This is a genomic window from Paraburkholderia dipogonis (assembly GCF_042680985.1).
Taxonomy (GTDB): Bacteria; Pseudomonadota; Gammaproteobacteria; order Burkholderiales; family Burkholderiaceae; genus Paraburkholderia; species Paraburkholderia phytofirmans.
Map to the genome: position 1 here is coordinate 487,906 of NZ_JBHUFR010000010.1, position 12,781 is coordinate 500,686.

Sequence of the window (12,781 nt, forward strand, 5' to 3'; positions counted from 1 at the left end):
GCATTGTCACTGAATGGAACGCCGTCGGACGGAGAACGGAAGCTCCATCATCGTGCTAGGATGAAAAAACCGAAACCTTTGGAAGATGGAGAGACGCCATGGACGACATCACCTACACCAAAGGCATTTACACGGCCACTGCCTCGACAAGAGAAGTAGAAAAAGACACCTGGCAGGGCGTGGTCACCCTCTCGCGCGACGAAGGCGATGCCACCGCCGATCAGGAAACCACGCTCTACGAAGTCGAGGCCACTTCGTCGACGCCGGAAGAAGCGCTCGAGGAAGCCAAAGCGCTTGCTCATCGCATCCTCGGAGAAATCGAACTTTAGGCAGCAACCGGCGCCGCGTCTTTCACGTTTTCGTTTGCAATCGCGCTGCGCCATCCTGAACCAACCGGCCGGAGGCGGTCATGGCTGAACAGCTCTTTCTCTACGGCGTGTATTCGATTCACGTCCGCCCGCTCGAACTCAACGGTGCCCGCTGGGACGCGGAATACGAGATCCGCCATCGCGAGAAAGCCGTCAAATCCTGGACGACGGTAGGCGGCGACAACGGCTACGGCGACGAAACCGAAGCGGTCGCGGCGGCTCATCAGCAAGCCGTCGACGATATCGAACACGGTGCCGGCATTCCCAAACCGCGAGCGTTTCCGTAAGTTTGAAGCGCGCGAACGGCGCCGCGTTTCTTTGGCGCCGGCGGCGTCTGTGTGCAACGTAAGTTGACGACGCCAGCCGGCTTGCTTGCATGCACTGCCGTTCACGCCGAGCCACGGCGTGTCGTTCGTTCGCCCGCGCATATCGGCGGCGATCCGCTGCGATACGCGGCAGGCGCAGGACGGAACGCGCGGCGGAACACAGCGGACACACACCGGCCACGCGGCAATAACTCACATTTGCCCAACTGCACGGCAAGCTCAAAATCGGCTTTTACGGCGAAGGCGGCGTGCTACGCTCTGGCCGATTCAACTTCCACGAGCCCGCGATGGCGACTGAACCATCAGACCGTCCTTCAGGCTTCGGCGACGCCGAAGCACGCGCATCGACGCGCCGCCCGGTAGGCAGCCGCGAATTCCGTCTGGACGATCGCGTGGTCATCGAGCATGGCACGCCGACACCGCTCTGGCAGGACCTCTACCACCGCGCCCTCATGGTTCGCTGGCCGGTTTTTTTTGTATCGCTCGCGGTCTTGTTCCTGCTGCTCAACACTACGTTTGCCGCGCTCTACATGGTGGGCGACACGCCGATCGCCAATCAGTTTCCAGCCGGTTTTGGCGGCGCGTTTTTCTTCAGCGTCGAGACGCTCGCCACGGTCGGATATGGCGACATGCATCCGCAAACCGTCTACGCGCACTGGATCGCCACGCTGGAAATTTTCGTCGGCATGTCCAGCATCGCGCTGGCAACGGGGCTCATTTTCGCGCGCTTCTCTCGTCCCCACGCCAAGATCATCTTTGCCCGTTACGCGGTGATCAGGCCGCTCGACGGCCGGATGACGCTCATGGTGCGCTCGGCCAATGCACGCCGCAACGTGATCGCCGAAGCCCGCGCACGGCTGCGCATACTGCGTACGGAGACCACGCTCGAAGGTTTCACCTTGCGCAAACTCTACGACCTGACGCTGGTTCGCGATCAACACCCGGTGTTCAAGCTGGGCTGGACGGTCATGCATATCGTCGACGAAACCAGCCCGCTGTTCGGCGAGACCGCCGAAACACTCAGGGACCGTGGCGTGTTGCTGCTGCTCACACTCGAAGGCGTCGACGAGTCGACCTCGCAAACCATGCAGGCGCGCCACACGTGGTCGTGCGATCAGATCTACTGGCAGCACCGTTTCGTCGACATCATGACCGAGAAAGACGGCGTGAGCCATATCGACTATGCGCATTTCAACGAGATCGCGCCGCTCGACGAGGCGCCCGTGGCAACGCACATTCGTCCATAAAAACGGCGCAAGTGTTAAGAAGAGAAAAAACAAAAAAGAGATAAGGATTTCAAAATGCTTTTGCTGGATTTCTAAAAGCATACAGCCTATGCTGCGCCGCTTCGTATGGCCACCACGACGCAATGCAGCACAGCAAAACCGCACTCGCCGCCGCCTCTCTCGCGCTGTACAGCCTGCCGTCGCTTGCCCAAGGCGACGCGTCGCTGATCAATGTTTTACCGGGCAGCGACACACTGCGCGCACAACAGCAGCGCCTCGAAGCGACTGCGACCAACGGCACGCTCGGCAACGTGCTGCGCGAGGACGCGTCGCGTGAGGAAACTGCCGATCTCGCGCATTTGCCTGCGCAGTCGCCGTGCTTCGAGATCAGCAAAGTCCGGATTACGAATAATCCGTTTCGCGCCATCGACCATCTGGTCGAAGTGGTCGAGGGCCAGTGCGTCGGCGCCGACGGCCTGAAGATCGTCCAGGACAGCGTCGCCAATAAGCTTATCGAGTACGGCTATGTCACTACGCGCGTCACAGTGCCCGAGCAGTCGCTGTCGTCGGGCACTTTGCAGCTCGATGTCGTGCCTGGCCGCATCGGCGCCATTCGCAGTGAAGGCGATACGATCGGCGATGTCGCTCGTGCTTTGCCGTCGGGCCAAGGCGCTATGTTGAACCAGCGCGCAATCGATCAGGCGCTGGAAAACATCCGGCGCTTGCCCTCGCAGGCGGATGCGCGGTTCGACATCGCGCCGGGGCAAGCAGAAGGCGAATCCGATGTCGTACTGCATGCCGGCACCGGACGCCGCTGGCACGTCATGGCCGGCTACGACAACGCGGGCCAGGATGCCACTGGCAAGAACGAACTGTTCGGCGCGCTCTCCATCGATTCGCCGTTCCATCAGTACGATCAACTGCAGGTTTCCGGCCTCACGAACGCGAACTTCGGCGCACCGGGCAAAGGCGCGAATCAGGCGAGCGCTTCGTACAGCGTGCCGTTCGGCTACGCGATGCTCACCCTCGACGCATACCGCGCAAGCTATCTGCAGACGCAGGCGCTACCGACGGCCGTCGCGCAGTTCACCGGCGAGCAGAAAGGTGCAGGCATCAGGCTCTCCGGCATCGTGCAGCGTGGCGCGACATCGCGCACCGAACTGCGCGCGCGCTTCTATCGCGCGTTGAATCACAACTACGTGAACGACACATGGATCGGCGTGCAGGATCGCGACGTGTACGGCTACGAAGTCGGCGCGTCGCATCGCCATTATTTCGGCCGTGTGCAGGTGGACGCGTCGCTCGGCTGGCGCGACACGCTGCCGGGCATTTCTCGCCAGCCCGGCTACGTGGTCGGCGACGACACGTTCAACGGGCGCGAGCAGCTCGAAACAGCGTCTCTTGCCGTGCAGGCGCCCTTTCGCCTCGCCAATCAGCCGTTCTCCTATCAATTCGTCTGGAACAGGCAGAACGCGCGCACACGGGTGACAGCGCCCGACTACTTTACGATCGGTACCCGCTACGCGGTGCGCGGCTTCGACCAGCAGGCGACGCTTGCCGCCGAAAGTGGCTGGACCGTATCGAACGAACTCGACTGGTACGCGCCGACGTCCTACGGCGTGCAAGCCTTATACGCGGGGCTCGACGCCGGTCGCGTAAACGGGCCGACGACGCGATACCTGGCGGGTAACACCCTGGTGGGAATGGTGGCGGGCGTCAAAGGCAGCCTCGCGCCGAAGAACCGCCTGTCGGCCGGCGTCAACTATGACGTCTCTGTCGGCTGGCCGCTCCATAAGCCGAACGGTTTCCCAAGTCGTTCGCCCACCGTGCTTGTGCAGATCAGCACTCTGATCTGAAAGGGCTTCCCCTTTTGTTAGCAGTATCTTAGTTATCTCAGAGAAAAAAAACATGCGGAAAACTCCTCCTCGTATTACTGACGGCAAGGGCCGGACGGTCTGGTTCGCCGCACGCGCCAGCGCATTTGCCGCGTTGTGTGCATTCGGCATGCAGCCGCTTGTCGCGAGCGCACAGGCAAAGCTGACCATTACCCCCGATGCGGGCGCGGCCACGCGCCCGACGATCGGCACATCGAGCAACGGCACCCAGGTCGTCAATATCGTTGCGCCCAATGCGGCGGGTGTGTCGAGCAATCGCTTCTCGGACTACAACGTCGGCACGGGCGGCGTGATCATCAACAACGCCACGCAGGCCGCGCAGACGCAGGTCGGCGGGACGGTTCAGGCAAACTCAGTGCTCGGCAGGCAGGGCGCGAAACTGGTCCTGATGCAGGTCACGTCGGGCGCGCAGTCGCAATTGCTCGGCACCACTGAGATTGCCGGCAACAGTGCCAATCTCGTGCTCGCCAATCCGGCAGGCATCACGTGCTCGGGCTGCGGCTTCCTGAACGCGCCGCGCGTCACGCTGGCGACCGGCACGCCGACGCTGAAAAGCGACGGCTCGCTGGATACGATCGACGTGAAGCAAGGCACGCTTGCTGTGGACGGCGGCGGGCTGAACGGCTCGACGAGCGCGGTCGATCTGATCGCGCGTGCGATCACGATCAACGGCAAGGTGCAAGGCAAATCGATCGATGCAATTGCCGGCGCCAATCGCGTCAATTACGCGTCGAAGTCCGCGCTCGCTCAAGCCGGCACGGGCAGCGCTCCGCAGGTGGCGATCGATGTGCAGTCGCTCGGAAGCATGTACGGCGACGGCGCCGTGCGTCTGATCGGTACCGAAGCGGGTGTCGGCGTGCGCGACAACGGCACGCTGACTTCACTGACCGGCAACCTGAGCGTCGGTGCCAACGGCGACGTCACGATCGCTGTGCCCGCGAGCATCAAGGCGGCAGGCACCGTTGCGATCAACGGCGCGAACGTGACGAACGACGGCTCCATCGCCGCCAATGGCAGCCTGGACGTTTATGCTACTCAGGCTCTCGCCAATCGCGGCACGATCACGGCCGACAACATGAACCTGATCGCCAACACGCTGTCGAACGCGGGCAAAGTCGCCGCGAACGGCGTGCGCATGGGCGGTGACCGGTCGCTGATTAACACCGGCACAGTCGAAGCTGCGCAACAGGCGGAACTGGCGGGCGACAGTGTGACGCTTGCGGCCGCTAGCGGCGTGAACAGTGCGAATGTGACCTTGAGGGGCGGCACCATCACGAACCAGAGCAACGCGGTGAACGCGAGCCGATTCCTCAATATCAACGCAGACCGCATCGACAACGCTGGCACACTGAGTTCGGGCGGCTCTGCCTATGTCAACGCGGCGGACACGTTCGCCAACGGCGCGAACGGCACGCTGACTGCGCGGGACGGCGTTCAGATCAGCGGTGGCAGCGTGACAAACGACGGCCTGATCACCAGCACGCGCTCGGTCGACGCCCGCGGTGGCATGACCTTGACCAATCGCGGCACTCTTACGGCCGGTGATTCCATAAACCTGTCAACGCGCGGTTCGCTGCTGAACAGCGGCAAGATATTGGCGGCCAATCTCCGCGTGTCCGCTGACCAGTCGTTGACGAATACCGGCACGATCGACGCGACGATGCAGGCAACGCTGGCGTCCAACAACGTGATGCTATCGGGTGGCAGCGTGAACGGTGGCACGGTGACGCTAAACGGCGGCACCGTCACGAACCAGAGCCAGGCGGTGAACGCGAGCCAATTCCTCAATATCAACGCAGACCGCGTCGACAACGCAGGCACACTGAGTTCGGGCGGCGCTGCCTATGTCAGCGCGTCGGACACGTTCGCCAACGGCGCGAACGGCACGCTGACTGCGCGCGATAGCGTCCAGATCAGCGGTGGCAACGTGACAAACGACGGCCTGATCGCCGGCACGCGCTCGGTCGACGCCAACGCTGCCATGAGCTTGACCAATCGCGGCACCCTCACGGCCGGTGATCTCATGAACCTGTCAACGCGCGGTTCGGTGCTGAACAGCGGCGAGATATCGGCGGCCAATCTCCGCATGAACGCTGACCAGTCGTTGAAGAATACCGGCACGATCGACGCGACGACGCAGGCAACGCTGGCGTCCACCAATGTGATGCTGTCGGGTGGCAGCGTGAACGGTGGCACGGTGACGCTAAACGGCGGCACCGTCACGAACCAGAACGCGACCGTGAGCGCCGGCCAGTTTCTCGACATTCGCGCGGACAACGTGGAAAACACCGGCACGCTGAGTTCGAACGGCGACGCCCGCCTCAACGCGATGAACACGTTCACGAACGGCGCGAACGGCACGCTGAGCGCACAGAACAACGTGCAGATTGGCGGGGCGACGCTGAACAACAGCAACGGCAGCATCGAGGCGGTGAAGGGCACGCTGTCCGTACAGGTCAGCACGATCGCCAACTTGGAGGGCAAGCTGTCGTCGGGCGACGCGATGTCGATCAATACGCGCGGCGACCTCGACAATACGGGCGGCACGATCGCCGCAGGGCGTGATGGGCAGATAGACGTCGGCGGCAAGTTGACGAACGACCACGGCTCGATCACGTCGCAAACGGCGGTGCGCGGCACGGCGGGGTCGATGTCGAATGTCGGCGGCGCGATCTCGGCGCCGATCTCCGCGGATATTCGTGTCGTCGGCGATAACGGCCGCAACAACGGCGGCTTCATCCCGCCGGTCAATCCGACGCCGAGGCCGACGCCGAGGCCGACGCCGACGCCGACGCCGACGACCTTCGATCCGCGTCCCGGCTATGTTCGCATGGATCCGCACGCGCCTGATCTTGCCAAGTACAACGGTTTCTATGGTCAGGACGGCTACTTCTATGCGCAAATTGTCATGCCGGGCTAAGCAGTTTCTTTAACCAGGCATCCCGGGCGCCGGCACGCAGCAATGCGTCCCGGCGCCCGTAATGCTTTGGAGCCGCTCAAGAACGCGCCAACCACACCAGGGCTTACCCGAATCCGCCCTTTGCGCAGCAGATCCATCTCAAAACTTCATTCAAACGCGCGGGTCTTCGCGCCCACTCGCAACTGCCCGGTCAAAGTAGAAAAAATTCTCTCCCATTGGCGCTAAAAAATAGAGTCTCTTTCGCTGCGCCACCTTCGTGGTCCCCACCACCGCGCGCGGATGCAATCGCAACTACGTTGCATGGGACCGGAGTAACCGCTAAAGCGGCAACTCCGATCGACAAACGGAGACTCACCCATGACCGCTCGCCTGCCCATCGACGGCACGCCCGCACTGGCCGATTACAAGCTTTCCGACAACCTCACCGCGACGCGCGGCCGGATCTTCCTGACCGGCACGCAGGCGCTGGTGCGTCTCGTGCTCATGCAGCGCGCCGCCGATAAGGCACGCGGCATGAATACCGCCGGCTTCATCAGCGGCTATCGCGGCTCGCCGCTCGGCATGGTCGATCAGCAATTGTGGAAGGCGAAAAAACTGCTAGCGGCGAATGATATTCGCTTTTTGCCCGCCATCAACGAAGAACTCGGCGGCACGGCCGTGCTCGGCACGCAGCGGGTGGAATCGGACCCGGAGCGCAACGTCGAAGGCGTGTTCGCGATGTGGTACGGCAAAGGCCCGGGCGTAGATCGCGCCGGCGACGCGCTCAAGCACGGCAACGCCTACGGCTCGTCGCCGCACGGCGGCGTGCTGGTGGTGGCGGGCGACGACCACGGCTGCGTGTCGTCATCGATGCCGCATCAGAGCGACTTCGCGATGATGGCGTGGCACATGCCGGTGGTGAATCCGTCGAACATCGCCGACATGCTGGAGTTCGGCTTGTACGGCTGGGAGCTGTCGCGCTTTTCGGGCGCGTGGGTCGGCTACAAGGCCATTTCCGAAACGGTCGAATCCGGCTCGACGGTCGATCTGGACGCGCTACGCACCGACTGGGCCATGCCGCAGGATTTCGAAGCGCCCGCCGGCGGCCTGCACAACCGCTGGCCCGATCTGCCGAGCCTGACGATCGAATCGCGCATGCACGCCAAGCTCGACGCGGTGCGCCACTTCGCGCGCGTGAACAGCATCGACAAATGGATTGCACCGAGTCCGCATGCGAACGTCGGGATCGTGACCTGCGGCAAGGCGCATCTGGACCTGATGGAAACGCTGCGCCGCCTCGATCTGACGGTCGCCGACCTGGAAGCGGCCGGCGTGCGCATCTACAAGGTCGGCCTGTCGTTTCCGCTGGAGATGACGCGGATCGACGCGTTCGTTTCCGGCCTGTCCGAAGTGCTGGTGATCGAGGAGAAAGGCCCGGTCATCGAACAGCAGATCAAGGACTATCTGTACAACCGCACGCAAGGCACGCGGCCCATCGTCGTCGGCAAGAACGCCGAAGACGGCACGCTGCTGCTGTCCTCGCTCGGCGAATTGCGGCCGTCGCGCATTCTGCCTGTGTTCGCCAACTGGCTCGCGAAGCACAAGCCCGCGCTCGATCGCCGCGAACGCGTGGTCGATCTGGTCGCGCCGCAAATTCTCTCGAACGCCGCGGACAGCGTGAAGCGCACGCCGTACTTCTGCTCGGGCTGCCCGCACAACACGTCGACCAAAGTGCCGGAAGGATCGATCGCGCATGCGGGGATCGGCTGTCACTTCATGGCCTCGTGGATGGAGCGCGACACGACCGGTCTCATCCAGATGGGCGGCGAAGGCGTGGACTGGGCGTCGCATTCGATGTTTACGAAAACGCGTCACGTGTTCCAGAATCTCGGCGACGGCACCTACTTCCATTCGGGCATTCTGGCGATCCGCCAGGCCGTGGCCGCGAAAGCCACCATCACGTACAAGATTCTCTATAACGACGCCGTCGCGATGACGGGCGGCCAGCCGGTCGACGGTAGCATTTCGGTGCCGCAGATCGCGCGTCAGGTGGAAGCCGAAGGCGTGTCGCGCTTCGTCGTGGTCAGCGACGAGCCGGAGAAATACGACGGCCATCACGACCAGTTCCCGAAGGGCACCACGTTTCACCATCGCAGCGAGATGGACACGGTTCAGCGCCAATTGCGCGACACCGACGGCGTGACCGTGCTGATCTACGACCAGACCTGTGCGGCGGAGAAACGCCGGCGCCGGAAAAAAGGCGAATTCCCCGACCCGGACAAGCGCCTCTTCATCAATGAGGAAGTCTGCGAAGGCTGCGGCGATTGCGGCGTGCAATCGAACTGTTTGTCGGTCGAGCCGGTTGAAACGGCATTGGGCCGCAAGCGCCGCATCGATCAATCGTCGTGCAACAAAGACTATTCGTGCGTGAACGGCTTCTGCCCGAGCTTCGTCACGGTGAAAGGCGGCAAGCTGAAGAAGGCCGCGGGCGCCGCGTTCGATCCGCAAGCGCTGGCCGCTCGCGTCGAAGCACTGCCGGTTCCGGCGACGCATCTCGACGCTGCGCCATACGACATTCTGGTGACAGGCGTCGGTGGCACGGGGGTCGTGACGGTGGGCGCATTGATCAGCATGGCGGCGCATCTGGAAGGCAAGAGCGCGTCGGTACTCGACTTCATGGGCTTCGCGCAAAAGGGTGGCTCGGTGCTGTCGTTCGTGCGCTTCGCCGCGCGCGACGAGTGGCTCAATCAGGTACGCATCGACACGCAACAGGCCGACGTGCTGCTCGCCTGCGACATGGTGGTCGGTGCAAGCGCCGATGCGCTGCAAACGGTGCGTCATGGCCGCACGCGCATCGTCGTGAACACACACGCAATTCCGAACGCCACGTTCGTGACGAATCCGGATGCGACGCTGCACGCCGACGCGCTGCTCGACAAGATGCGTCACGCAGCCGGCGCGGAACGCATGTCGACGTGCGACGCGCAAGCGCTCGCCACGCGCTTCCTCGGCGACACCATCGGCGCGAATATTCTGATGCTCGGTTATGCCTGGCAACTCGGTCTGGTGCCCGTGTCGTTCGGCGCGATGATGCGCGCGATCGAATTGAACAACGTCGCGGTGCAGATGAACCAACTGGCGTTTTCGATCGGCCGCCTCGCTGCCGAAGATCCGGCCGCGCTCGAAGCGCTGTGGCAAGCGCGGCATCTCGCGAAGCAGAGCGTGCGCGTCGATACGCTTGACGAACTGATCGCGCATCGCGAAGGACGTCTGCAGACCTACGGCGGCGCGAGCTATGTGAAGCGCTATCGCGCGCTAGTCGATGCGGCACGTCGCGCGGAAACCGCGGTGAATGCGAAGAGCGAGCGCGTGACCCGTGCGGTTGCGACCACGTTTTACCGCTTACTCGCGGTGAAGGACGAATACGAAGTGGCGCGTCTGCACACGGATGCCGCATTCCGTGAAGCACTGGAAGCGCAATTCGAAGGCGTGGCCGGCAAGGACTTCGGCATCAAGTTCAATCTCGCGCCGCCGACGCTCACGCGTCCTGAACCCGGCAAGAATCCGGTCAAGAAAACCTTCGGTCAATGGATGTGGCCGGTGCTCGGCACGCTCGCGAAATTCAGCAGCCTGCGCGGCACGATGCTCGATCCGTTCGGTCGCACGCTGGAACGCAAGATGGAACGCGAACTCGCGGGCGATTATGAAACCACGTTGCAGCGTGCACTCGCCAGGATCGATGCCGGCAATCTGGAAGACGTGGCGAAACTGGCCGACCTGCATGCTCGCGTGCGCGGTTATGGTCACGTGAAGCTTGCGAATCTGGCGGGTGTGAAGCGTGGCGAGCGCGATCTGGCCGCACGTTTGCAGATCGAAGCGGCAACGGGTGAGTCGGTGCGCAAATCGCTGGAAGAGATGAAGGGCGCGGGGCAGTTGCGCGGGATTCCGGTGGTCGTGGCGAAGTAGTTTTGGTCATGTAGATGCCGGCAAATAAAATGCCGCTTCGAGAGCGATCTCGAAACGGCATTTTTATTTGCTTTGTTGTTTCAGCTATTGAGTCATGCGCTCGTCAACAGTGTGTGCACCTTTGCAACTCTGTCTGAATCGACCGGCGCGAGACCGTTGCTGTTCACGCGCACGCCCGAGCCAAAATGCACAGCTTCAACCTGTGTTCTGCTCACGAAACCGGCAATTGCATCGACCGTCAAACCGGCTCCAGCCAACACGGTGCAATGCGAACCGGCCGCCTGCTGGACCAGCTCGCGAATCGTGTCTTCCGCGTGCAGCACGGAAGCTCGTCCGCCCGAGGTCAACACATGCGTCACCGCGTCGAAACCAAGCAGCACATCCAATGAACGGCGCAAATCCCGCGCTTCATCGAACGCGCGATGGAAGGTGATAGCCAGTCCATCCGCTGCATCGATCGCACGTGCCAGGCCTTCGCGGTCGATCTCCCCCGCCGCATTCAGCATGCCGATCACAATGCCATTCGCGCCCGCCGCTTTCACCGCGCGAACGTCGCGCATCATCACTGGATAGTCGTCGGCGTCGTACACGAACGAGCGGCTATGCGGCCGCACGATCACATTCACCGGAATTTCGACCGCCGCCACCACCGCTTCGATCAGTCCGAGGCTCGGCGTCAGGCCGCCCTCGCCCATCGCGGTGACAAGTTCGAGACGGTCAGCGCCGGCTTGCGCGGCCAGGCGCGCATCGGCGACGGTCGTGGCAATGATTTCAAGGAGGACGGACATAAGCGCGGCTGAGTGTCGTTAAAAACGACATGATGTCAGAAGCGCTACTCATCCATCCAGTCGATATCGCCGCACAACACGCAGGTCTGCTCGCCGACGCGCGTCGCCACCGAAAGCGTCACGCACGGCAATGCCTCGTTGATCGACAGATACGGCCGCGTCACATGCACGCGCTCCGGCGCATTGATCGCATCGCGGAAATACGGACGACGCAACCAGTTCGCGCCTTGCGCGTCGGCAAGCGGCAGAAAGCGCGTTTCATGCGCCGCGCGATCGGCGCGCAGCACGACGTTGCGGCCCGCCTGCTTGCCCTTCGCATCGAGCAGGAAGCAGCGCGCGGCATGATCGAGCGCGAGAAAATTCCAGCACACTTCCTCTAGCGGTTCGCCGGCCGCGAGCCGCTCCGCCGCCCGCTCGAAAGCCCGCAAGTACGGTGCGAGCCGGCTGGCGTTGCGGCGCTCGCGCACGTCGGCCTGATCGCGATAGCGCTCGGTGAGTTCGCTGATGCACGTGGTCGCGTGCAACGCATCGGCCGCGCCCGGGTTCGGACGGCCGAAGAAAAAGCCCTGCACGAAGTCCGCGTTGCAGGCGAGCGCCATCTGCGCCTCATGCTCCGTTTCCACGCCTTCGACCAGCACCAGCTTGCCCGCTTCGTGCAGCAGCGCCACGAGGCCCGGCAGGATCGTCGCCATGTCGGCGCGATGCGCGGCGTGCGACAGCATGATGCGATCGAGCTTGACGATGTCGGGATTCAATTGCCAGATCCGTTCGACGTTCGAGTGGCCCGCGCCGAAATCGTCGAGTGCGATCAGGAAGCCGCGCTCGCGGAACTGGCGCACGGCGTCGGCGAGACGCTCCAAATCTTCGGCGCGATGCTCGAGTACTTCGAGCACGATGCGCCGCGGCGGCAGATCGAGCCGCTTGAGTGTGGCCAGCAACGCGGCGGCGAGATACGGATCGGTGAGCGCGCCCGGATGCACGTTCAGGAACAACCACTCGCGCTCGGCGCCGAGTACCTTGAAATTCTCCAGATGCAGCGTCTGGGCCAGCTTGTCGACCTGCAGCACATCGCCGAGGCGCGCGGCCTCGCCGAATACGTCGAGCGGCGACACCGGCCGGTCGAGCGCGTCGTGCGCACGCAGCAGCCCCTCGTAACCGACCGCCCGCATATGCGACAGGCTGAAAATCGGTTGAAACACGCTGCTCAGCGTGAGTTCGCCATGCTGCACCGTAAAACGTTCGAGCCCCGACGTCATCTCGACACCGAAGCCATGTGGCGCGCTGGCCGTCCTTTCCTGTTGCGCAATCGTCAT

General features: G+C 63.0%; 8 protein-coding genes. 6 read left to right on the forward strand and 2 right to left on the reverse strand.

Annotation, left to right across the window (positions count from 1 at the left end; all coding sequences use genetic code 11):
• Positions 1–98: 98 nt before the first annotated feature.
• The 6 genes from ACFSNN_RS14735 (at position 99) to ACFSNN_RS14760 (ending at position 10,680) form a co-directional block, all read left to right on the forward strand.
• Positions 99–329, forward strand: coding sequence for a hypothetical protein (locus ACFSNN_RS14735; protein WP_012431490.1), 231 nt, complete (start codon positions 99–101; stop codon positions 327–329).
• An 80-nt stretch (positions 330–409) separates the two neighbouring features.
• Entirely contained in the window at positions 410–655 is a 246-nt protein-coding gene (locus tag ACFSNN_RS14740; protein ID WP_012431489.1) for a hypothetical protein, read from the forward strand.
• 326 nt (positions 656–981) lie between these two features.
• On the forward strand, positions 982–1,941 hold the full coding sequence (locus tag ACFSNN_RS14745; RefSeq protein WP_134457311.1) for an ion channel: 960 nt from the start codon (positions 982–984) through the stop codon (positions 1,939–1,941).
• 122 nt (positions 1,942–2,063) lie between these two features.
• Positions 2,064–3,776: a ShlB/FhaC/HecB family hemolysin secretion/activation protein gene (locus ACFSNN_RS14750; protein WP_134457312.1), complete on the forward strand. Its 1,713-nt coding sequence runs from the start codon at positions 2,064–2,066 to the stop codon at positions 3,774–3,776.
• Positions 3,777–3,828: 52 nt separating this feature from the next.
• Positions 3,829–6,735 carry a two-partner secretion domain-containing protein gene (locus ACFSNN_RS14755; RefSeq protein WP_134457313.1) on the forward strand — a complete coding sequence of 969 codons (2,907 nt, stop codon included), beginning with the start codon at positions 3,829–3,831 and terminating at the stop codon, positions 6,733–6,735.
• A 357-nt stretch (positions 6,736–7,092) separates the two neighbouring features.
• Complete coding sequence (locus ACFSNN_RS14760; protein ID WP_134457314.1) at positions 7,093–10,680, forward strand: indolepyruvate ferredoxin oxidoreductase family protein; 3,588 nt, start codon at positions 7,093–7,095, stop codon at positions 10,678–10,680.
• Between the two features lie 92 nt (positions 10,681–10,772).
• Here ACFSNN_RS14760 and ACFSNN_RS14765 read toward each other — a convergent pair whose 3' ends face one another.
• Together ACFSNN_RS14765 and ACFSNN_RS14770 are read right to left on the reverse strand one after the other, a co-directional pair.
• Positions 10,773–11,468, reverse strand: coding sequence for a copper homeostasis protein CutC (locus tag ACFSNN_RS14765; RefSeq protein WP_134457315.1), 696 nt, complete (start codon positions 11,466–11,468; stop codon positions 10,773–10,775).
• A gap of 44 nt (positions 11,469–11,512) precedes the next feature.
• The gene (locus ACFSNN_RS14770) at positions 11,513–12,781 is read right to left on the reverse strand and encodes a sensor domain-containing phosphodiesterase (protein ID WP_134457316.1); all 1,269 of its coding nucleotides are present in this window, start codon (positions 12,779–12,781) and stop codon (positions 11,513–11,515) included.